This window comes from Hyphobacterium indicum (assembly GCF_003129605.1).
GTDB classification, from domain to species: Bacteria; Pseudomonadota; Alphaproteobacteria; order Caulobacterales; family Maricaulaceae; genus Hyphobacterium; species Hyphobacterium indicum.
Window position 1 is genome coordinate 757,866 of the sequence record NZ_QBDX01000004.1, and the last position, 22,706, is coordinate 780,571.

Below are 22,706 nucleotides of genomic sequence, written 5' to 3' on the forward strand. Positions count from 1 at the left end.
CGGATCAGGGGGCTGGGTCAGCTATTGTGATGCGTTTCCCGAAGGCGCCAACCGGCCTACAAAGCTGCATGTAGCCCGTGCAATCGGCTTGTCCTGGTCTGATTGCCAGGTGGTTACGTCGACGACCGTGAGGTTTCGACCTTTCTTGACCATTTCGACACTCGCTTTGAGGTCTCGGGCTTTTGCAGATCGCAGATAATCGACGCTGACATTGATTGCTTTATACACGATAGGTCTAACGGACAGCTGTTCGAGTTCGCTTAGTGCAGCATACTCCATGAAGGTTGCGAGCACGCCGCCGTGCAGAGCTCGGATAAGCGGGTTCCCGATATGCTCTTCACTAAAGGTCAAGGAATAGATGCGGCGGACATTTTCGGTGGAGGCGTCGAAGCCCAGCCAGTTGCCAAGATTATCGGTCATTGGGATTTGGTCGTTGCCATGGCGTCATATTTGGGACCACGGGTCCCGATCATGAACGTACCAAGGGCGGTCGCGAGTGTTTCGCCTGTTTCGAAATCGGTGATGTCTCCGCGAACGAATGCCACGCTATCCCGGCGTGAATAACAATGGGCGTGACAGCGTATTTTTGTTCCGGAAACCGCTTTGGCCAAGTATTCGGTTCGCAGGTTTATGGTGGCGATGGGAACGAGGTCCTTGAGCCGGGTGAGCACCGAAAATCCGAGAACGGTGTCGAGTATGATTGCCATGGCTCCGCCGAAAATCTCGTTGGACCCCGGCCGAAAGCAAAAGGCATCATCCAGGACCGCGCTGATGGTGACTTCACCTTCGCCGACATCGAGCGGATAGATGTGGAAGCGGGCAAATAGCGGATGCTCCTCGGTGAAGAATTGCCGGGCTCCAGCGAGCCAGGGTGATAGTTCGATTTTGCCGGTTGAGGTTTCGGTCATGATGTCTTGTTCGGCTGTCGGGTAATCAGGCCGCCAAACATCGTCCGGATAGCGCTGACACCCTTTCCCACATCAGCCATCGCTGCATAGGCGGATGGGAGAACAAGCATGGTCAAAACCGTTGAGGATGCCAGCCCACCGATGATGATGAAGCCAAGCGCGTTGCGCCACTCCGCGCCATCGGACTGGGCCAGAGCGACGGGTATCAAACCGAAGATCGCAGAAAACGCCGTCATCAAGACCGGCCGCAGGCGTTCCGGGCAAGCTTTGCGGATGGCGGCGACCGGATCGAGCCCTTCCTCACGTAGCTGGTTTGCGCGATCTACCAGGAGGATACCGTTCTTCATCACAATCCCCATCAGCGCGAGCATACCGATCTGGGCGAACAGCGACATTTCCTGATCCGCATAATACAGCGCGGCAAAGGCCCCGGAGAAACTCAACGGAGCTGTAATCATAATCAGGAGGGGTTGTACAAAACTGTTGAACTGGCTGGAAAGCACAATGTAGAGCGCGATCAGGGCCAGCATGAAGGCAAAGCCGATGGCCTCGATGGAATCCTGCATGCGGCGCGCCTGACCTTCAACCGTCAGCGTTATGCCCGCTGGTGGCGGACGCGCTTCGATTATGCTTTCCAATACGTCAGATGCATCCCCCAGCGCTACGCCGGGCGCTGTATTGGTCAGGATTGAAATCATCCGGGACCGGTCTTGTCGGTCAATCTGTGACAGGCCCTGGACGATCTCGATATTGGAAACATTTCCCAAATCAACCAGCTCGCCTGACCTTGAACGCACCTGGATTTGCCTCAGTGCGGCGAGGTCCTGCCTCTGCACATCCTCCAGCTGCAGGCGCACGTCGTATCGGTGACCATCCGATTCAAAGGTCGAAACATCCGCCCCGCCGATCGCAATGCGAGTGACCATCGCTAATTCATTCGCAGGCACGCCCATATCGCCGCCGCGTAACCGGTCGAATTGAACCTGAACTTCGGGGCGTCCGCCATTGAGACTGGACTGGGTATCGGCGAAGAAATCAGTTTGGTCCATATCGCCCATCAGAGCCTGTGCGTAGGCATCAATTCGATCGAGATCGGCGCCTCTCATGCGAAGGTCGATCTCAAAGGAGGTGATGCCGCCGCCGGAAATCCAGGGCACTTCCACCACGGCTATGTCTCGTGCTTGTGGAACGGCCTCGGACAGGGCCTGTCGCGCCAGTGCCATGACCATTTCCTGAGTCATGTCCCGGGACTGTTTGGGCGTCATGGAGACAAGAAAGTCAATCTGGTTGAGCGCATTGCGTGCGCCGGCACCGGCAGTCACGAACACGTTTTCAACTTCCGGAAGTTGCGCGAGAGCATCGGACATGATTTGTGCGGTTTCGCGCGCTTGTGTGATGCCGATACCGAGCGGAAGTTCCAGTGTTCCCTGAAATTCGCTGCGATCCGCGTTGGATGTAAAGCCTGATGGCACTAGAGCCGCAAAATATCCGCCGATTGGCAGGGTTGCAAAACCGAGCACGATGACCAGATAACGCCATTTTACGCACCAGTTGACGATGCCCCCATAGACTCGGTCCAGACCGTTCCAGAAGCTCTGTATGGGCTTGAGCAGAGCAGTCGGTTCAGAGTGTCGAAGCCAGCGCGAAGTCAGCATCGGGGTCAGCGTAAGCGCGACGATTAGTGATACGGATACCGAAAACACAATTGCCAGTCCGTACTGGAAAAAGAACCGTCCGACGATGCCGCTCATGAAGGCAATCGGGACGAAGACGGCGAGGGTCGCAAAGGTCCCGGCCAGTACCGCCAGTCCCACCTTGCGCGTGCCTTCGCGGGCAGCGGTCAATGGGTCTGCACCATGTTCCAGCTCCTTGGCGATGGCCTCGATGACGACGATGGCATCGTCCACCAGCAGACCAATGGCGACCGTCAGCGCAAGCAGCGTCAGCAGATTGATGGTGAAACCAAACATGTAAAAGGCGAAGAATGTCGCGACCAGTGAGGTCGGAATGGCGATGGCGACGATAAACGTCGCGCGAAAATTGAGCAGGAAGGCGAAGACAACGATGACAACGAGAATCATTGCCATCTGGATCTCGTGGGAAACGTCCTCGATTGAGGATTCGATGAAACGAGTCACATCGCGCGCAACGATGATATCTATTCCCTCAGGCGCATTGGCCCGCAATTCATCAAGGGCGGCAACCACCGTGTGGGCGACTTCCACGGTATTGCGTCCCGATTGCCTGCGTATCTCCAGTGAAACACCTGTTTGGCCGTTGAGCAGGGCCAGTGAGCGCTCGTCTTCTAGACCATCTTCAATACGTGCCACATCACCCAGGCGGGTCGGTGCGCCGTTGGCGCGGTGGGCAACGACCAGATCACGAAATTCAACGAGGTTTTGCACCTCGGCCATGGTTCTGACGCTGTAGTCGATTCGTTCATTATCAATCTCCAGCCTGCCGCCGGGAACGTCAGAGTTCTCTGCCTGGATTGCGCGTTGCACGTCGATAGCTGTAAGGCCGTAGGCGCGCAGGCGTTGATTGTTCAACCAGATTCGGATGACGCGTTCGCGCCCGCCAAGAAGGCGGACCGAACCCACACCAGGCAAAGTCTGTATGCGTTCCCTGAGCACGTCGTCGGCGTATTGCGTAATCTCACGGATCGACAAATCACCGGAGACGATGATCGAGAGAATGGGTGAGGCGTCAGGATCGACTTTGGCTACGACCGGCGTCTCCACCCCGACGGGTAATTCGCGGATGATCGTCTGCAATTGGTCGCGGACGTCTTGAGCCTTCACATCAATGTCTTCATCTAGCGAGAACTCGATGAAAACCTGCGATAGCCCGTCCGAGCTGGAGGATCGTAATTGCTCGATACCGGATATGGTATTGACCGCGCCTTCGATGACGTCGCTAATCTCGGATTCGACGGTGTCCGGGGATGCGCCTTCAAGCGGTGTTGTCACGGATACATAAGGAAACTCGACATCGGGAAACAGATCAACGCCTAACCGACCGATGGAAAGCCAACCCAAGGCAACCAGTGAAGCGATGATCATGACCGCAAATACCGGCCGCTTCAGCGACGTTTCGACAAGCCCCATCATGGCTGAATGACCTCGACAACAACACCATCGGTCATTGTGTCGGGAGGTGAAAGGATGACTGCGTCACCGGCGTTCAGGCCCGTGACCACGCGCGAGAGCACACCGTCGATAGATATTGCTTCGATGCTTCTGCGAACGGCGTGACCATTTTCGACGATGAAAACCCGCTGCCCCAGCCCGGTATTGACGATTGCCGACTGTGGAATGGTCAGAATATTCTCATCTGTGATTTCGATTTCAACGCGCACAAACTGACCGGTCTGGATGCCGCAATTAGGATTCAGGAAGGGCGCGCGTAGCTCACCTGTACGCGTCTGCACATCAATGGCGTCATTCACTACCAGGATTGGCGCGCTGATAGGCTCGGTCCGGAAGCCAATATAGAGCTGTGCGGTCTGGCCCTCATGCACGCTGGTTAGTTCGGATTCCGGGAAGCGTGCAACGGCGACACCGATCTGGCACTCGGCCAAACGAACCACTGCAGATGATCCCATGCCGGAAAAGCGGCTCGACATGTAGGTGCCTTCATCGACAAAACGGCCGATGATGGCTCCGTCAAAGGGCGCTGTTACCAGGGTATCGGCAAGGCGTTGACGGGCAACATTTCGCGCTTGCTCTGTCTGGGTCACCGCCGCATTGGCAACGCTCATTTCCGTTTCGCGTTGTTCCAGTTGCGCCGGAGAAATGATGTCGCGCTCGGCCAGCTGCGCGGCGCGTTCATAGGCACGTTGTGCCTGTGTCGCCTGGGCCAGAGCCATTTGGTGGGCTGCGACCGCCGAAGCCACATCATGCTGGTAGTTCACATCACTTGTGCGAAATAGCGGATCGCCTTGCTGCACGTGGTCGCCGACATTGACCAGGACCTCGGAAATTACCCCATCAACCAGCGAGCCGAGGTCGCTGGTACGTTTCGGTGTGATCGTGCCTGTGGCGGAGATCGTACGAAGCACGGACTGTCGCTGTGTCACGCCAACAACCACGGAAACCGGCGCTGCAATTACTGGCGTCCGCTCTGTCGATTCAGTGATTTCAGCCGTGTCAGGCGCATCACTACACCCAACAATCAGCCCCAACGCTAATAGAGATAATATGCGTCGAATGGCCGAGAAATCATTCAGTATGTCGACAAGAGGCTTGTGCATTCTAACTACCGTGGCAATTTACACGACAGGAGGTATCACACAATAATATGGTGCCATACAATATAAATTTTCACGCCCTAGGTGGTGATGATGGCGGATGATTTCGAGGCGATTTTGGCTGACCCACGCGTTCAGATGGGTTTCCTGATTGCGGACACATCCCGATTGCTCAAATCGACCTTCGACACTGCCATGCTGGCCGAGGGCGCGACGCGAACGAAATGGCGCGCGCTGATCTACATCCTGCGTGACCCTGGCCTGTCCCAGTCACGTCTGGCGGAATATCTGGATATCGGACGTGCGGCGGCCGGAGAGATCAGCGCCTATCTGGTCAAGGAAGGTCTGGTCGAGCGCCGCAAGAACGCCGAAGACAGCCGGGCCTGGAATTTGTTTGCAACCGATCTGGGATACGCAATCGCTCCCGAACTGACCGAGGTTGCCTTCAAGCTGATTGACGAGGTGTTTGCTAATATATCAACGGAAGAGGTCAGCCGTGTGGTCACTGTACTGAGCAAGCTGTCGAACGCCCTGGAGCAAGCCGCGAAATGATAATAACCATTCCCTATGACAAAACGTCAGGTGACCTGAGCCCCATTTGGTCCCTCACTTGAATTGAAAGTCTGTCGATACGGAGACAGACGATGCGTAAGAGCAAATTCACGGAAGAGCAGATCATCGCGATCCTTGCTGCGCAGGAACGCGGCATGGCGACGGCGGAGGTGTGCCGGCGTTACGGGGTGAGTTCGGCGACGTTTTATAAGTGGAAGGCCAAGTTCGGCGGCATGGACGTTTCGGACGCCCGCCGGTTGAAGGTGCTTGAGACAGAGAATGCGCGGCTCAAGAAGTTGTTGGCCGACAGCCTGCTGGATAACTCGATCCTGAAGGACTTGCTGGGAAAGCCCTGACGACGCCCCGGATGAAGCGGGACGCGGCGTGTAAGGTGATGGAGATTTATGCCATCTCCCAACGCCGGGCCTGTCGTCTGGTCAGCGTCGATCTGAAGACGGTGCGGCGGGAAGCCGAGCCGGATAACCCGGACGTGCGTGCTCGCATGCGTGAGATCGCGGCCACACGCCGCCGCTTCGGCTATCGGCGGAACGGTCTGATGCTTGAACGTGAGGGCATCACGATGAACCACAAGAAGCTTCGCCGGCTCTATAAAGAAGAAGGGTTGGCGGTGAACCGCCGCCGCGGCCGCAAGCGGGCAACGGGAACCCGGGAGCCAATGCCGGTGCCGGATGGTCCCACAAAGCGGTGGAGTCTCGACTTCGTATCCGACGTCTTCGGTCCAGCCCGGCGCTTCCGCATGCTCAATGTGATCGACGACTATACCCGGGAATGTCTGGCGCTGGTGGCAGATATTTCGCTGTCAGGTGCGCGTGTGGTTCGCGAGCTTGATCGCTGCATCCGGCTCTACGGCAAACCTGAGACCATCGTGTCCGACAACGGCACAGAGCTGACCAGCCGCGCCGTTCTGGAATGGCAGAACCAGACCGGCATTGCATGGCATTACATCGCGCCGGGCAAGCCCCAGCAGAACGGCTTTGTGGAAAGCTTCAACGGCAAGCTTCGCGACGAATGCCTCAACAAAGAAGTGTTCGACAGCTTAGCCCACGCGAGAAAGGTGCTGGCGCACTGGCGACATGACTACAATCACAACCGGCCCCACTCATCACTGGGCGGGCTCACGCCCGCAGCGTGCCGGTCGCTCGAGCTAACCGAGGGCTCCGCTCCCGGCACGCTCGCCAACCTTTAAACCATGGACTATGAAAGGATCAGACTCTCGAAATAAACGAGGGAGCCAAGGGGCGCAGGTCACTATGGCCAGAAAAAGATAATGCGAAAATATTGCGAAGCCGACGCTCCATTGAAATTCAAACATTATTAAATAGACAATTTGTCAGTCTGGTCGCACGGATCAGGCTTGAAGCTAGCGTTCACTTCCATCGCCTCTTAAATTCGCTTACCAATGGACCGTCCATCACACCCTCTGGAAATGCGTCGTTTGGCGCACCAATTCCTTAGCCAACATAGGCGCATCGCCTTCAAGTACGCGGACCATCCAGATCTCAACGTCGTATTCGAATCTGCCGGGAAGGCTGTTCAAGTACGTAAAGCCGAGATTCGCCGGCAGATCGAACCAAGCAAGTCGCTCGAGGATATCCGTAAAAGAGTCGAGAAACAAACAGGTGGTGAGTTCGAGATATTCTGGGACGATTATGTCGATGAATGTTCTGAATACAGGGCTAGGTACGATCTGGCATTCGGCGACGGCGGCCTGAAAGACCTCCGAAAGAAATACAGAAAAGCCATCGATAAATTCGACAACTTTGTTTCCGGTCTGTCGGATGCTGTTGGCAGCAAGGCGCCGCATGGCGTGAACCTTTTTGCGCCAACCACCTGGCAGGAAGCGTGCAGGCATTTTCTAGCCTGGCAAGCGTCCGCACACATTGCGGACGATATTCCAAGCTTCGAGGATCACGCTCTTCTACGCCATTACGGTGGCAATACCGGGCCCAGAACAGCGCGGCAAAACACGCTCGATGGTTCGTTATCTGCAACTCGCGCTTCGTTAGTAGCTGCCGAGAAAATGGTCAGTTCAAACCTGCCAGAAGGACACCATAAGGAATTCTGGAAAGACCATCACGTTGAGCAAGCGTTAGTATATTGGCTCGATGCAACCTGCCACGAACGCGTCGACTTCGAGAAGTTCATGCCAAGCGGGTGGAATTATGGGCGCACCTTCTTGATCGAAATGATCAGGAGCGTTTGGGGTGAAAAGAGTCTCGCGGTCACGACAGCTGAGAAACGCCTCTCAACAGCCATGAAAGCGATCCGTGAAAGGCTCGAGGATATCAGATCCAGTCGATTGGAAGCCACAATTTCCTACCAAGTAGCCTCCGAATTCTCCGAGGGAGATTGCCGGAATCTGGCAATCTGTTTCGAGCTCGGCCAACAGATCAGCCAGCGATGGAACCAAGAGCTTCCGGATTTCGCGAGACCTAGAGGATATGACGCTGACGCCCAGATTCTCGCTGAGTATGGACAAGACCATTGGCCTATGTGGTTGGATCATAGATCTAAATCCTGAGCGTCAACTGCAATCCAACAAAATCAACCGCTGAAATCTCCGCCCTTAATGGTTGGATTTGGCGTTTGCGCCCTTCCCTGCCCTGCTTCATTTGAGTTGGTCTTTACGTCATGCAACCGGCGTCGATCGGAATCTGCGCAGCTTGCCATGACGTTCTCAGCGATCGCCCGAAACGGGCAATGAGGAGGTGTCATGCCAGTAGAGAAACGCCGGTCATTCTTCGACATCCGTGATGCGAGGTCGATCAGATCTCCCGACAAATGTGTGTTGCTGACAATCGCCATGCGTGTCGATTCAAGAAAAGGATACGCATATCCTGGAATCCGCCGCATCGCCTGGGAGAGTGGTTATTCGGTCAGCACGGTTAAAAGGTCGATCAACCACCTGAAAAGCGTTGGATTGCTCCGAGTTGCCAACACGAGCGGAACCAGTAGCAAGTATTATATCCAGTGGGGCCGGCTTGATCGTCTGGAGGCTAAGTGGGCGACAAGACACGAGGGTCAGTCTGATCCCTCGCCGGATGAAATTGATAACGATAGACCCGGGGTTGGCTCAGACAGGTACGAAACCGCGACCGCTGCGAACCCTAATGAATCTAGAAATACCAATAAATACCATGGTTGCGAGACGGCCTTGCTCGAGCTCGAAAGGTTGAACCGTCAGCATGGGGTCGACGCAGAATTGGCCTTCGCGGAGTTGGTCCGAGAGAAAGGCTACAGTGAACAAGCCGACCTTCTCGCAGGCGGCGACGAACCGGGATTCCGCCTATTCCACGATCCGAAGGAATGCCCAAAACCCGGCTATCACGGCTTCTTTTTAGTCTGGTATTTGGACGAAATCGGGAAGTCAAAAACCCTGTTTTCTGTCTGCAAGACTTTGGGCTTCGACAAGGACAGGATGAAGTCTCCAAGGGGTCTGCGGCGCTACCAGGAGCGAAATGAGGGCAAGTTAATCGTTCCGGTTCCGCTTTCCGTTCTTCGCGAAGCGATGTCCGCGCAATGACCCAAATCAAAAACAAGCAATCCACGGGTCCTTCTTGGGGCAAATCGGTATGCGGGGGAGCGAAGCGCTTAAATTCGCCAGACACACAGGATTCCAAAATGGTTGACGTTGACGTTGACAAGTTGACGTCACCATTGACCGGAACCAATCCGCTGGCGGTCGAACAGCTTTCAACTGCTGAACGGATCACCGAGATTGGGCAGCTCCTGGCGATCGGAGCCGCCAGGGCTTTACACCCACAGACACGTGACAATTCGACTGGACATTGGAGCGACGTCGAGCGGTGCTGTTTACGGTGAATGACCCATGGAAACGAAAACCCGAACCCCGATCGCAAGTCTTGGCGCCCTCTCATTCGCGGAGTTGAAGGCAAGTTGGCATTCCCTGTTTGAAGTTCCCCCGCCAGTCTTCAATCGGCGCTCGCTCGAAGCGCGCCTCGCTTATCGAATTCAGGAATTCGAGCATGGCGGGCTGAAGGACCGGTCGCACAAGCGGCTTCTGGCCCTCGCCGACGAACTTGATGGCGGTGACCACACGAAACGGCGCAAGCGAGCGGATAACAAGCCCATTGCCGGCACCCGCCTGGTCCGCGAATGGAAGGGCGTCGAATATCTCGTGACGGTCCGGCGCGACGGTTATGAGTTCAATGCCAAGCACTACAAATCCCTTTCAGCCATCGCTTTTGCGATTACCGGCACGCGCTGGAATGGCTGGAGTTTCTTCGGGCTTTCAGACTCCCGGGGGCGGCGATGAATTTCGCATCGCAATCTACTGGCCCGAAACGCTGCGCGGTCTACACACGCAAATCCCGGGAAGAGGGACTCGATCAGGAGTTCAATAGCCTCGATGCGCAAGCCGAAGCCTGCCGCAGCTTCATTGCCAGTCAGCGCCATGAAGGTTGGGTCGCGATCGACGAAGAGTTCCGGGACCCGGGCTATTCCGCCGGCACGCTCGAGCGTCCTGCTATCCAGCGTTTGATCAAGCTCGTCGAGCGCGACGAGGTCGACATCATCGTCGTCTACAAGATCGATCGCCTCAGCCGGTCGATCATGGACTTTGCGCATCTCATCGAACTCTTCCGGGCACATGATGTCAGCTTCGTTGCCGTAACGCAGTCGATCAACACCAGCGATGCGATGGGCAAGCTCTTGCTCAACGTGCTGATGTCTTTTGCCCAGTTCGAACGCGAGAACACAGCCGAGCGTATTCGCGACAAGATCGACGCCTCGAAGCGGCGCGGCATGTGGATGGGTGGACCCCTGCCCTTTGGTTACATCAGCCGCGACAAGCAGCTGGTGCAAAAGCCGGCGGAAGCGCGGATTGTGCGGCACCTCTTCAAGCGCTTTGTTGAACTCGGTTCGGTCCAGCGCCTATCCGAAGAAACACGGGCATCATCGTCGATGCCGGACTTCGCGAAAAGCCGCCTCTACAAGATGTTCTCCAACCCAATCTATATCGGAAAGATCCGTCACAAGGGTGAGGTCTATGACGGGCGCCACAAGGCCATTATCGACGAGATCACCTGGGCGAAGGTTCAGGCCATCCTCAAAACCGACAATCGGCAAAGAGCCGCCCGAACACGCGCGCAAACCCCGGCCTTGCTGAAGGGGATCCTCTTCGGACCTGATGGCGCGCCGATGTCCCCCAGCCATACGAACAAGGGCAAGAAGCGCTATCGCTATTACGTCAGCCAGACCGTGCTGGCGAATGGTGCTGGCGCCTGTCCGATCGGGCGCATCAGCGCGACCGAGATCGAAAGCCTTGTGATCGAACGCATCAAGGGACTCCTCCATGAACCGGAGATCCTGTTCAGCGCAGGCTCTGCGTCGAAAGTGATCGGGCTAACGGCGAGCGAAGAGGAGCTCGCGGAGTTAATCGAGGAGCTGACGCCGATCTGGCAGAACCTTTTTCCGGAGGAACAGGCCCGCCTGGTCAATCTCCTCGTCGAAAAGGTCGTCGTCCATCTCGAGCATGTCGAGATCACTTTGCGCCTTGATGGTCTGCAGCGACTTGCTGGCGAAGTACGCGAGGCTGCATGATCCATGGAACGCCTGGCCCGGATAGAAGGCGAACGCATCGGCAACCGGCTTATCCTCCGGGTGCCCGTCAGCTTTCGCAAGCATCGGGGCCGCAAGGAGATCCGTGCACCCGGCACCAACTCCCCATCCGTCGAGCCTGACCACACACTCCTAAAAGCCATCGCGCGCGCTCATCGGTGGCGTGCCATGCTCGACGCCGGGCAATTTGAATCCATTCGCCATCTGGCCCGCGCCGAGCGTATCTCCGAGACCTATCTCGCGCGCGTGGTTCGGATGACGCTCCTGTCGCCAAAGCTGGTTGAAGCCGTCTTGGCCGGAAACCCGCCAGCTGGGCTGTCGCTCAAGACCGCGCTGGAGCCTTTTCCTCTGGACTGGTCAGAACAGGACAACTGGTTCGCCTGATCCGCTGAATTTCGAGCCTAGTGTCCGATCCACCCAATGGATCACTTCAAACGGCCGTCGCTAGACCGGGCGAACTCGCAATTCGAAAAACCGTTTGAAATCGGTGTCCTGAATGGCCCTTGCCGGCTGCCGTACGAGATTCTCTGAGTCTTCAGGTTTTGAGAAAACAGGGCAATTTTGGCCAGAACCCCGGCAATGCACATGACGGGCGAGTCTTAAGGTTTCGACCGATTATCCCGCATGGCTTGGGATCCCGGCGCTCGGGAACTAAGCTCTGAGACTGGTTCGATGAGTGCAGTGGCGGAGAGAGAGGGATTCGAACCCTCGAGACGGTTACCCGCCTACACGCTTTCCAAGCGTGCGCCATCGACCACTCGGCCACCTCTCCGCTGGAAGGCGCGCACAATAGCCAAGCGCCCTTGCGGGTCAAGCGTGTCCCGCCGCAGCCGGTGGCGATACACTGACAGACGGCAAAACGGGCGGATCGGCCCGGAGACAGGCCCCGCCAACCCGGAAGGTGCGGAACCGGAAACGTGTCAGGCCACGACTGGCCGCTGACCGTCTGCAGCGCGCCGCAAATCGTGATCCCGGCACTCTGGTGTTGCGCCGCCGGCAACCTATCTTGGGGGCCGGTTTATGTTTTGAGGACAAAGATCATGGCCTGGTTCGACAAGCGCTGGAAAACGGACATCATCCCTGCGGCCCAGGCCCTGCCCGGCCGCGATCAGGCCATCATGGCGCCGCGCCCGCATTATGTCTCGGGAGCCTCGCTCACCGAAGTGAAGCCGGGTGAGGACGTGGTCTTCTTTGCCCTGGGCTGTTTCTGGGGCGCCGAGCGCCTGTTCTGGGAAACGCCGGGCGTGGTCTCCACTGCCGTCGGCTACCAGGGTGGCCACACGAAAAACCCGACCTATCAGGAAGTCTGTACCGGCGGCACCGGCCATGCCGAATCCGTGCGCGTGGTGTATGAACCATCGAAAGTCTCTCTGGAAAGCCTGCTGAAGATTTTCTGGGAAAGCCATGACCCGACGCAAGGCATGCGCCAGGGCAATGATATCGGCACCCAGTACCGCTCGGCCATCTACTGGACGACGCCCGCACAGGAAGCCGCCGTACGGGACAGCGCGGCCATGTATGCCGAAGCGCTCGAGCAGGCCGGCCGCGGCCGCATCACCACCGAACTCGCGCCCGCGGCCCCCTTCTATTATGCCGAGGATGATCACCAGCAATACCTGGCCAAGAATCCCGGCGGTTATTGCGGCATTGGCGGTACTGGCGTGACATGTCCCATCGGCCGCTGACAGGCCCTGTGTCTTTCGGTGATATCCTTGATGTGATCCCGGTCCGGCGGCGGGTGGAAGAACGCTCAAAGCCATCTTCACATGATGCGGAATGGCGGAATCCGCATATTCGCAAAAAAACAATTCGCCGATTTGCAAATCGGCAGGACGACGGAGTGTGGGAAAGAGAGAGTGGCCGGAACCAATTCAAAAAGGATCCCGCATGCCCCTCTCATCCCTGCCCCGTCACCCGGTGACGCTCGCCCGCCTGTCCGGCCTTGCCTATCTCGCAATCATTCTGAGCGGCATTTTTGCCCAGATTGTTGTGCGCGGTAATCTGATCGACTGGCAGGACGCCAATGCCACGGCGGCGGCGATTATGTCACAAGACACATTGTTCCGGCTTGGCCTGCTGGCCGACTTTCTGGTCTTCGCACTCGATATCCTGCTGGCAGTGACCTTCTATCGCCTGCTGGCCCCCGTCGATCGGGGGGTTGCTCTGTTCGCCTTGTCAGCCCGGCTGGTCATGAGCGCCGTCATGGTCACGGCGCTGCTGGCGGAAACAGCTCCGCTCCTGCTTCTGGGTGAGACGCCGATAGCCGGCCAGCTTGATGCAGACACCGCAAACGCGGTGAGCCTGATCTTCCTGGGCCTGCACAATGAAGGCTATATTCTTGGCCTGATGCTGTTCGGGCTTCATTGCGGGGCCCTTGGGATCCTGCTGGCCCGCGCCCGCTATTTTCCGGCCTTTCTGGGGCTGCTCATGGGCCTGTCCGGCATCAGCTATCTGGCGCTGGGCGTAGTGCATTTCGGAATACCGGCGCTCAGCGGTGTCGGGGGGCTGTTGCTTCTGCCCGCCGCCTTGCCGGAATTCGTCTTCGCGGGCTGGCTTCTTGTCGTGGGCCTCAATCGCCGCCAGTGGGCGGCACAGGGTGCCGCGGACGAGCCACATCCTCCCGGAGCCTGAATTCCTTACAGGAAAGCGCCGAATACATGTATCGTGTTGGAAACCGGAGCCGGAGTTCTGACATGATACATGAAACCCTGAAAATGACGGCGGGCGTATGCGCAGTCTTTCTCATGCTCTCATCGCCCGGTAGCGCGGCCACGTCATTCGACTGCCGGGCCTGTGAAACAGCTGAACGGTTTTACGAAGCCCGGGAAGAGGCGCTGGCCTGGACCGGTCCGGCCAATGCCCACCTTCTTGAAGATCTGGTCGAGGCTGTCCGAGGCGCATCCACACATGGTCTGTCGCCGGAAGACTATCATCTGACGTCACTGGAGGCCATTGATCCGCAAATAGCCGACCAGGCCGCGGATGAACTGGCCACCGATTCCTATCTGACCCTCGCGGCACACCTACTGGCGGGCCGTCTTGATCCGGTATCTGTTGAACCGGACTGGACCGCCGCCCGCCGTGGCCGTGATCTGGCAGCTTATCTTCAAGGAGCCGTCAGCAATGGCGCTATCAGGGAAAGCCTTGAAACCCTTGCCCCGGCACAACCCGGTTACCAGACCTTGCGCGACGCGCTTGTTTTCTATCGGGCGCTCGAAGCTGAAGGCTCATGGCCAACTGTCGAGGCCGGTGGAACCTTGCGCCCCGGCGACATTGGACCGCGTGTCGCACAATTGCGCGCGCGGCTGGCCGCCACGGGTGATATTGCCATTGAGAGCGAGACACCCGAATTATACGATGAAGCTCTGGCCGAAGCGGTCCGGGTTTTCCAGAATCGCACCAGCCTGGATGCTGACGGCATTATTGGTGCGCAAACCCTGGCCCAGCTGAATACGCCTGTCTCCGGCCGGGTCCGCCAGATCGAGGCAAACCTGGAGCGCTGGCGCTGGCTGCCGGAGGATCTGGGCCGCCGGCATATTCGGGTGAATATTGCCGACTATCAGCTGGAAGCTTGGAATAATGGCGCGATCGAGCGCACACATGAGGTGATTGTCGGCCAGCTCTACCGGCGAACACCGGTCTTTTCCGGAAATATGAGTTATTTCGTCTTGAATCCCTGGTGGGAGACTCCGCCAAGCCTGACCGTGAGGGACAAGTTGCCCGCTTTCCGGCGCGATCCATCAGCTGTCAACAGGCTTGGCTTTCAGGTCATAGACCGTGTGGGCAATATTGTAGATTCGGAAACCATTGACTGGGCAACGGTTCCGGCATCGCCCTTTCCTTACCGTATACGACAGGCTCCCGGGCCATTGAACGCGCTTGGCGAAGTGAAATTCATGTTCCCGAATCAGCACAATGTTTATCTGCACGATACGCCGACACGCGGCCTTTTCGCCCAGCGCCAGCGGAATTTTTCATCCGGCTGTGTGCGCGTACGGGATCCGCTGGAACTGGCGCAATGGGTCGCTGCCGATGCCGATGGATGGACGCCGGAAAGGCTGATGTCCGTTGCGGGCGGGAACACCGAAACGCGGGTATCACTCGCCCGCCATATTCCGGTGCATATCCTGTATTCCACGGTTGTTCCCGACGAGGTCTCGGGCGTCCGCTTCCTGAACGATATCTACGGGCGCGATCAGGCCGTGCTGGACGCAATGTCAGCATCGCCACCGGCCATGGCGTCGCGCTAGCCAATCACATTGACGTGCGGCGAGTTGACAATCCGCTCGCCGCACGGAGTGTGTCGCCAGACGGAGACCGCCATGCCCCGCTATCCAAGCCTCGGGAAGGATGATTATCTGGAAGCCCTGTTCCGGCGCTTTCCACGCGGTGTGAAACCGCTTCTGGAACTGCATGACGCGCTGATGCGTGAGCCGTCGGAGCTCGACATCGCCACCCGGGAGCTGATTTCCGCCTATGTCTCCGGCCTCAATGCCTGCCGCTTCTGCTATGGCGCGCACAAGGCGATGGCCCAGGCTTTCGGCGTTGATCCGGAATTGATCGAGGCGCTGGTTACATCCGGCCCGGCCGACGCCATCATTGACCGGAAGCTGGTCCCTCTCCTTGAATATGTGCGGCAGGTCACGGTCGATCCCGGCAAGTCGACTGACGCCATGGCCGAGGCCGTCTACGCGGCGGGCTGGAGCGAGGATGCGCTCTATGATGCGGTCGCCGTGGCAGCGCTCTATGCCTATATGAACCGCATTCTCGAGGGTGCGGGGATCGACCCCAAGCCGGTCTTCAGCGCCCCGTCCGAAGACGAGCTGAAAGCAAGGCGCGAGGGCGATTATAGCGGTTGGGGACGAAAGGCCGGCCTGATTGATTGATGCGCCCCGCCTTGTCTGCTTCGACGTGGATTCAACGCTGTTGGCGGTGGAAAGCCTTGACTTCGTCCTGACCCGCAAGCTCGGCCCCGCCGCCGCGGAAAAGATCGAGGCGCTCACCTCTGGCGGCATGAATGGCACGCTGTCTTTCCGCCAGTCGCTGATGGCCCGCCTCGACCTGACCCCCTTGAAGCGCAGCGATATTACCGCCGCGGCGGTCGAATTGCGCCAGCATCTGACGCCGGGAATGGCGCAATTGCTGGGCGATCTGCGCCAGCGCGGCGATCAGGTCAGGGCGGTGTCCGGCGGATTTTCGGACGTTCTGGTGCCGGCGCTGCGCGATCTCGGCTTTGCCGGAGAAGAAATTTTCGCCAACCGCCTTGTGTGGGAGGGTGAAACCGTTGCCGGCATCGATACCGGCAATCCCCTGTCGGACAATGGTGGCAAGCCCCGCATTCTCGCGGGCCTGCGGTCGAACACGCAGTATTCCGCTGTCTGGATGGTCGGCGATGGCGTCACCGATCTGGAAACCCTGACCGCCGGGGCAGCGGATCACTTCATCGGATTTGGCGGCATTGCCCGCCGCGACGCGGTCGTGGAGCGCGCCCCGGACTATGCCGGAACACTGGATGATTTGCGTGGCCTGCTGCTGGGTTAGCTGGCTATCGTGCGGATGCGGACCGTTCCGGGCGCGCGGCGCAATTGATCGAGCACGCCGTCGGGAACCGCGCCTTCCACATCGGTGGACACATAACCCAGCCCGCCTGCCGTATTGAGATACTGGGCCGCGATATTCAGGCCGGCTTCGCTGACAATGCGGGTCAGCGCCGAGAGATAGCCCGGCGCATTGCCATGCAGCGCGAGGATACGCGAGCGTCCGGCTGCGAGGTCGCCGGCCTCCAGTTCCGGAAAATTCACCGATTTTGCCGATCCGCCACTGACCGCATAGCGCGCCAGCTTCATGCCGGCATCCATGCCGATGGCGGCCTGGGCTTCCTCGGTCGAGCCACCAATATGCGGGGTGAGAAGCGCATTATCGCAGGCGCGCAACGGGCTGACAAACTCTTCCTCTTTCGAGGCCGGCTCCACCGGGAAAACATCCACCGCCGCCCCGGCCAGATGACCGGAATGCAGCGCCGCCGCGAGTGCATCGACATCCACCAGATCGCCACGCGCATGATTGATCAGGAAGCTGCCCGGCTTCATTTTCGCGATCGCCGCCGCATCCATCATCATCCGCGTTTGCGGCGTGGACGGCACGTGCAGCGTGACCACATCGCTGAGCGCCAGGAGCTCGTCCAGCGACGCCACCGGCCTTGCATTGCCATGCGCCAGCTTGGGCTCCGTGTCATAGAAATAGACGTGCATGCCATGGCCCGAGGCCAGTACGGACAATTGCGAGCCGATATTGCCATAGCCGATAATGCCCAGCTTCTTGGCACGGACTTCATGCGCACCTGTGGCCGTTTTCTGCCATTCGCCGCGGCGGATGGCGGCCAGTTTTTGCGGAATGCCGCGCATCAGCATCACCGTCGAGGCCAGTGTCAGCTCGGCCACGGAACGCGTATTGGCAAAGGGCGCATTGAAAACCGCAACACCGCGCCGGGCCGCCGCGTCCAGATCGACCTGGTTGGTGCCGATGCAGAAACAACCGATGGCCAGGAGATCCGGCGCCGCGGCGAGGATGTCATCGGTGATCTTTGTGCGCGACCGAATGCCCAGAAGCTGTACACCGGCCAGCCGCGCCTTCAGCTCGCCAGCATCCAGCGCATGGCCGGCGCGTTCGATCTCGATACCCGGAATGCGGCGGAGCACCTCGTCCGCATCGGGATGCACATTTTCAAGCAGGAGTGTCTTCATCGGGCCGGACCTGTTTCGCTGCAGGGCAGCAAAATCCGATTCCGGCCCGGGGTGAAGCCATCTTTACTCGTCTGCGGAGAGCGTGCGCAGTGCCGCCAGCGACAGGTCGACATGCTCGTACGGGCTGAGCGCATTGTGCGTCATCACGATATTCGAACTCTGGTCGATCACATAGGTGGTCCGTTCCGTCCAGCCCGGCCGCGCCAGCAGGCGTACTTCATAATCGCCCATCATGCCGTCGGCGATCGCAAACACCGGGAAGGCCGAAGCGCAATGCTGTGTGGAGAAATCCGCCAGCCGGTCGGTATTGCCGGCGGTGACGCCGATCACCCGCGCGCCCAGTGCTTCGAACTCGCCAATGCTTTCGGCAAAGCTCGCAGCCTGCGCCTCGCAGCCATCGGTGAAGGCGGCCGGGAAGAAGAACAGCACGACCGGCCCTTCAGACAGGGCCTCCGACAGGGTGAAGCTGACCGGTTCCCCGGCCTGGAAGCCGTCAACCGTGAAATCCGGTGCCGCTTCGCCCGGCTCCAGATCGGCAAGGGCGGCAGCAGAGACAAGCAGGCCTGCCGAGGCGGCAAGTAAGGTGCGGAACATGGGGTCACTCCGTTTTGTTCTGCCTATGAATATAGGCGTTGCGGCCGGTTTGGCGAGGGCCCGCCCCGGTCCGCAATGCGATGAGGCGCTTCCGATTATATTTCACTTGCCACACCAGCGCATTGACCCTAGAGCGCAGGCCCTTTGTGCGATGGCGGACATGGCTCTCGATCTTCCGGCAGGCAGTGCGCCCGCCCCCTTCTTCGGCGACAACCGGACCGCCGCGCTGATCGAGGATCTGGCGGCAAGGGGCTGGGCGCATGCTGAAGCTGCGCTGCCGGACGCCCTGACCCATGCCCTGCGCCTGCGGCTGGAAACACTGGACGCCGCAGATGCGCTGAAACCGGCCGCCATTGGCCGCGGTGACAGCCAGATCCGGGCCGCCGCCATCCGCCGGACCCAGATCCGCTGGCTGGAGGGCAAGGATCCGGCAGAGCGTGCCTTCCTCGAGGGCTGCGAATCCCTGCGCCGGGAGATCAACCGCACCCTCTTTGCCGGCCTGTTCGAGTTCGAGGCGCATTTCGCCCGCTATCCGACCGGGGGCCATTATGCCCGTCATCTCGATGCCTTTGCCGACCGGCCGCGCGACCGCGTCGTCTCGCTCGTCGCCTGGCTGAACAGGGACTGGCAGGCCGGCGATGGCGGCGAGCTCGATCTCTGGTCCGGCCCCGATGACACCGACCCGCCCGTCGCCACTCTGCCGCCGCGCGGCGGCGATCTTTTGCTGATGATGTCGGAAACCATCCCTCATGCCGTGCGCGAAACGGTCAGGCCGCGCCTGGGCCTCGCCGGCTGGTTCCGCATCAATCCCGGCGTCGGTGGCGTGCTCGACCCGGCGGGGTGATCAGTCCGGCGTACAGGCGGCGATAGCCGACGGGCGATCATGCCCCGCGGCGCGATTCTGACGATAGCAATCCGTCCGCGCCCCGGCATTGAACGTGCCGGCACACAATTCGAGCGCCGGCTGCCAGGTCCAGCTTTCACCGTTCAGCCCGGCAAGCGCGATCTCGAAACACCGGGCCGGTGCGCCACTGTTCTCCGCTCCGGCACACAGGCGTTCAATATTGCCTGATGCCCAGCGCGTCGTGCCTTGCGCATTCCAGGCGATCTGTCCCTGCACCTGCCCGGCACAGGAGCGGCGTGTGGTGTTGCGGACGGCCGCAAGTGAATCGCGGTCAATCGTCCGGGCCGGCGCGGATATTGCCGGTTCGGCCGGAAGCCCGGGCCGGCCGGGCGGGGACAGCTGCGTGTTGGCCGTCGCTTGCGGCGGCCGCAGCGTCGCCCAGCGTGCTGTCCAGTCCGGAACGCGGCGCTGTCCGTTGAGCGAACGGGTCACGCCGAAGGCGGCAAGGTCCACACCGATGGAATGGACCGCACCTGTATCCAGTGAAATACTGCGGCGTTCTTCCTCATCGATCCAGCCGGCAATGCGCGCATCCAGTACCGGACCGTATTGCGGGCGTTCACCGCGATAGAAGGCATGAACGGTCAGGTTCTCGATCCGCCAATCCCCGCCCAGCGTGCGGCCGAATTCGTAGAGGAACTGGTTGTAATCGTCAGCATCGGCGGGATCGACACCGGTGGAGAATTGGGCGAACAGATTATCGCGGTCGCTTGACCGTTCATTGTCACTTTCCCAGCCCTGACCCGCCAGCGTGACGATCCCGTCCGGCGGCAGGCGGACGGGCGCAAAGACATGTGACAGGGACACCAGCCGCCGGTCTCTGGAATCAGTGCCGATACCCGAATAAGGACCAAAGCTGCGCGCTTCCGGCTCGCTGATGCCATAGGCGCTCAGCGCGAAGAAGAAGAAGGGTTCATCCGTGCGGGTCGCCCCGTCCACGCGCGATTCCCGCAACACGGTCAGTCCGCGGATGCCGATCTCGTATTCGCCCCAGCGCCGGTAGGTATTGTCACCGTCCCAGGCGGTGCGCCGGACGGTCAGCCGGATGCGATAAACCCCTTCCGCCCCGCCATCCATGAGCACATAGGCTTCACCGGGCTGCGAGCGGACCGTTTCGCCGCGATAGGTGACCGAATTGCCCGACCGGATCAGCTCATCCAGCTCGTCGCGGCTGACCGACCAGATGATGTGCCCGATATAGTCCTGATCATTGCGGAAGGTGTGGCGCAGCCCCTCCAGCCGGTCGCGAATCCGGTTGCCCCAGCTGCGGAAAAAGGCGCGTCGGACCTCCCGCCGCGAGGCGCTGTCATTGAACAGGGTAAACGCGCCCGGGAGCTCGGCAAACGGACCGACGGTATAAACCTGGGAGTCGCCCGCCTCGAAATCATTATAGGTCAGGATTGACTGGCGGACCGGGCTGTCGGGATTGCGGGTGTTGAGATAGTCGAGCAGGAAGCGCTCGCCGCCGGCCTCTAGATAGATATCGCCATCGGTCCCGGCGCCGCGGCTGTTTGCCGTGTCGATGCGCACCCGCAGATACCAGCCATCGGAAAACGGGTTGGCCGCTGGCGCATCATGCCCGCCCGTCAGGAACTGGAAGGGCAGCTGGGCATAATGCTCGAACTGGCCGGTGATCTCCCGCGGCGGGCGGCTATAGCTGAAATCGCCATGGCAGACCGGCACGCCGGACGCGCTGCGGCAGGTCCGCACCTGGCGCCAGAAATCCGGATGGCGGTCCGACATGTACTCACCGATCAGGCGCAGCCATTGCTGGGAAGAAATGATGGCCAGATGCTTGGCCTCAGAGAACAGGAAGTCGGATTCGCGTTCGCAGGCGGCACCATGGCCGGCCACATCGCGGCACATCTCGCGCGGGTTGAACATTGCCGCTTCCGGCGGCCGGTCGGACCGGTCTGAACCGGAGGATTCGATATCGCCGGCCACGCGGCCGAGTCTTTCCTGCGTGCGGCGGTCGATCCGTGTGTCCAGCGGACTGTCCGGCAGCGCGCCTTCCACCCGCTCGGCGAGGCTGACCGGATTGCGGACGGCGTCGCGCCCGCTATTCGTGGTCAGCCCGCGCTGATCCGCGGCAATCTGCGCCAGCCAGGTGGTATCCATGGCAATGCCCGGCGGAGCCAGAACCGCGATATTGGTTTCCCGTCCGGCCACAACAACGCCCACGGTTTCGGAATCCGACTGCTGGCATTCGCGGTGCGCCTCGCAAAAGGAAATGCTGGAAGTCGGCAGGCCGCGTGTGCACAGAACGTCGAGTGCGCGCCGCGCCGCGGGCCGGTCATAGAGCGAGCAGGCGAGGTTGAACTGGCCATGCTGGATCGGCGCGATCTCGTCTTCATAGGCACCGGTCAGCACCGCGAAGCTGCGCCGCTGGACGGGCGGCGTGTCGAGATAGGTCCGGCCACGGCGGTCAGGATGATCAATCCATGTGGAGTGCGAGTAGAAATCCTGAACCGCGTGCAGCGACAGGCCCAGAAGGTGATGCGCGGCATCGACATCATCATTGTCCGCCGCCCAGTTCAGCCCGATCAGCACACCGGCCAGATAGCGCTGCCAGGTCGCCTCGACCTCGGCGCCGGAGTTGAGATCGTCGAAATGCAGACTGGCCAGATGCCAGTATTGCGACATGGATGCCTTGTACCGGTTGAGAATGCCGGATTCGCCGTCCAGCACACCTCCGGGATTGACCGCCTGCGCCCACCAGAGCGGGCTGTATAGATAGCTGTCGATATAATCGGCATGCCAGGCCATGGCGTGGGCGGCTTCCGGGCTGAATCCCGTCCCCGGATAGAGGTGCGTGTCGCGATTGCCGCTGCAATTGGCGTCGCCGGCCGCCGCCCGGCAGGTCATGTCTTCATGGTGCCAGGGATCGCCGCGCAAGATGTCTTCGCCGCCGAACAGGGTGAATTTCGGCTCATTGGCCAGGACGGGCGAGGCCATCGCCCATGCCAGTCCCATGCCGATGATCCAGAGCGCTCTCCCTGACCGCATGCCTGCCTCTCCCTGCCCGCCTCTGTCCTTTGAATGTGTGGAAAGACCCTAACATACCTGAGGGTGTTCAGATACGGCAGGCGGGGTGAGGCGCTTTTCCCATGCGCGAAACGGTCACGCCGCGTCTGGGCCTCGCCGGCTGGTTCCGC

Annotated in this window: 20 protein-coding genes and 1 tRNA gene; 13 read left to right on the forward strand and 8 right to left on the reverse strand. The window is 59.8% G+C overall.

The features are described 5' to 3' along the window. Window positions 1–21: 21 nt before the first annotated feature. From DBR16_RS11550 to DBR16_RS11565, 4 genes are read right to left on the reverse strand one after another with little or no spacing between them, the layout of a single operon-like run. A complete protein-coding gene (locus DBR16_RS11550; protein ID WP_109261397.1) occupies window positions 22–420 on the reverse strand; it encodes a PaaI family thioesterase in 399 nt (132 codons plus the stop codon). Then, window positions 417–908: a PaaI family thioesterase gene (locus DBR16_RS11555; protein ID WP_109261398.1), complete on the reverse strand. Its 492-nt coding sequence runs from the start codon at window positions 906–908 to the stop codon at window positions 417–419. The genes DBR16_RS11550 and DBR16_RS11555 overlap by 4 nt, the downstream gene beginning before the upstream one ends. Further along, complete coding sequence (locus tag DBR16_RS11560) at window positions 905–4,018, reverse strand: efflux RND transporter permease subunit (protein ID WP_109261399.1); 3,114 nt, start codon at window positions 4,016–4,018, stop codon at window positions 905–907. Before DBR16_RS11560 ends, DBR16_RS11555 begins: the two co-directional genes overlap by 4 nt. Next, complete coding sequence (locus tag DBR16_RS11565; RefSeq protein ID WP_109261400.1) at window positions 4,015–5,160, reverse strand: efflux RND transporter periplasmic adaptor subunit; 1,146 nt, start codon at window positions 5,158–5,160, stop codon at window positions 4,015–4,017. The genes DBR16_RS11560 and DBR16_RS11565 overlap by 4 nt, the downstream gene beginning before the upstream one ends. Before the next feature lie 90 nt (window positions 5,161–5,250). Here DBR16_RS11565 and DBR16_RS11570 point away from each other — a divergent pair, with 90 nt between their 5' ends. The 7 genes from DBR16_RS11570 (at window position 5,251) to DBR16_RS11600 (ending at window position 11,694) form a co-directional block, all read left to right on the forward strand. Continuing rightward, complete coding sequence (locus DBR16_RS11570) at window positions 5,251–5,709, forward strand: MarR family winged helix-turn-helix transcriptional regulator (protein WP_161539496.1); 459 nt, start codon at window positions 5,251–5,253, stop codon at window positions 5,707–5,709. 92 nt (window positions 5,710–5,801) lie between these two features. Further along, a protein-coding gene (locus DBR16_RS11575) for an IS3 family transposase (RefSeq protein WP_109261402.1) occupies window positions 5,802–6,916 on the forward strand; the annotation gives its coding sequence in 2 pieces (ribosomal slippage) (window positions 5,802–6,060 and window positions 6,060–6,916; 1,116 coding nt in all). Between the two features lie 240 nt (window positions 6,917–7,156). Next, the gene (locus DBR16_RS11580; protein ID WP_125184558.1) at window positions 7,157–8,251 is read left to right on the forward strand and encodes a hypothetical protein; all 1,095 of its coding nucleotides are present in this window, start codon (window positions 7,157–7,159) and stop codon (window positions 8,249–8,251) included. 192 nt (window positions 8,252–8,443) lie between these two features. Continuing rightward, a complete protein-coding gene (locus DBR16_RS11585) occupies window positions 8,444–9,253 on the forward strand; it encodes a helix-turn-helix domain-containing protein (RefSeq protein ID WP_109261404.1) in 810 nt (269 codons plus the stop codon). Window positions 9,254–9,559: 306 nt separating this feature from the next. Then, a complete protein-coding gene (locus DBR16_RS11590) occupies window positions 9,560–10,006 on the forward strand; it encodes a DUF2924 domain-containing protein (RefSeq protein ID WP_109261365.1) in 447 nt (148 codons plus the stop codon). Further along, window positions 10,003–11,292 (forward strand): recombinase family protein, encoded by a 1,290-nt coding sequence (locus DBR16_RS11595; protein ID WP_109261405.1) that lies wholly within the window; start codon window positions 10,003–10,005, stop codon window positions 11,290–11,292. Before DBR16_RS11590 ends, DBR16_RS11595 begins: the two co-directional genes overlap by 4 nt. A gap of 3 nt (window positions 11,293–11,295) precedes the next feature. Continuing rightward, window positions 11,296–11,694, forward strand: coding sequence for a hypothetical protein (locus DBR16_RS11600; RefSeq protein WP_109261406.1), 399 nt, complete (start codon window positions 11,296–11,298; stop codon window positions 11,692–11,694). Between the two features lie 298 nt (window positions 11,695–11,992). Here DBR16_RS11600 and DBR16_RS11605 read toward each other — a convergent pair. Beyond that, a tRNA-Ser gene (locus DBR16_RS11605) sits at window positions 11,993–12,082 on the reverse strand. A 268-nt stretch (window positions 12,083–12,350) separates the two neighbouring features. Between DBR16_RS11605 and msrA the strand changes: the two genes are divergently transcribed. The 5 genes from msrA (at window position 12,351) to DBR16_RS11630 (ending at window position 16,851) form a co-directional block, all read left to right on the forward strand. Beyond that, complete coding sequence (msrA, locus tag DBR16_RS11610) at window positions 12,351–12,995, forward strand: peptide-methionine (S)-S-oxide reductase MsrA (protein WP_109261407.1); 645 nt, start codon at window positions 12,351–12,353, stop codon at window positions 12,993–12,995. A 202-nt stretch (window positions 12,996–13,197) separates the two neighbouring features. Continuing rightward, window positions 13,198–13,941, forward strand: coding sequence for a DUF4386 domain-containing protein (locus DBR16_RS11615; protein WP_161539497.1), 744 nt, complete (start codon window positions 13,198–13,200; stop codon window positions 13,939–13,941). A gap of 62 nt (window positions 13,942–14,003) precedes the next feature. Then, window positions 14,004–15,560, forward strand: a complete 1,557-nt coding sequence (locus tag DBR16_RS11620; RefSeq protein ID WP_161539498.1) for a L,D-transpeptidase family protein — start codon at window positions 14,004–14,006, stop codon at window positions 15,558–15,560. 72 nt (window positions 15,561–15,632) lie between these two features. Beyond that, window positions 15,633–16,196 carry a carboxymuconolactone decarboxylase family protein gene (locus DBR16_RS11625; RefSeq protein WP_109261410.1) on the forward strand — a complete coding sequence of 188 codons (564 nt, stop codon included), beginning with the start codon at window positions 15,633–15,635 and terminating at the stop codon, window positions 16,194–16,196. Further along, on the forward strand, window positions 16,189–16,851 hold the full coding sequence (locus DBR16_RS11630; protein ID WP_233347785.1) for an HAD-IB family phosphatase: 663 nt from the start codon (window positions 16,189–16,191) through the stop codon (window positions 16,849–16,851). Before DBR16_RS11625 ends, DBR16_RS11630 begins: the two co-directional genes overlap by 8 nt. Here DBR16_RS11630 and serA read toward each other — a convergent pair. Then, entirely contained in the window at window positions 16,848–18,053 is a 1,206-nt protein-coding gene (gene serA / locus DBR16_RS11635) for a phosphoglycerate dehydrogenase (protein ID WP_109261411.1), read from the reverse strand. The two genes, DBR16_RS11630 and serA, sit on opposite strands and share 4 nt — an antisense overlap. A gap of 63 nt (window positions 18,054–18,116) precedes the next feature. Continuing rightward, complete coding sequence (locus DBR16_RS11640; RefSeq protein ID WP_109261412.1) at window positions 18,117–18,647, reverse strand: peroxiredoxin; 531 nt, start codon at window positions 18,645–18,647, stop codon at window positions 18,117–18,119. Window positions 18,648–18,798: 151 nt separating this feature from the next. On the opposite strand from DBR16_RS11640, the gene DBR16_RS11645 reads away from it, so the two are divergent. After that, a complete protein-coding gene (locus DBR16_RS11645; protein ID WP_233347786.1) occupies window positions 18,799–19,491 on the forward strand; it encodes a 2OG-Fe(II) oxygenase in 693 nt (230 codons plus the stop codon). Here the strand turns inward: DBR16_RS11645 and DBR16_RS11650 are convergent, their stop codons facing one another. Beyond that, window positions 19,492–22,557 carry a hypothetical protein gene (locus DBR16_RS11650; RefSeq protein WP_125184559.1) on the reverse strand — a complete coding sequence of 1,022 codons (3,066 nt, stop codon included), beginning with the start codon at window positions 22,555–22,557 and terminating at the stop codon, window positions 19,492–19,494. Window positions 22,558–22,706 lie beyond the last annotated feature (149 nt).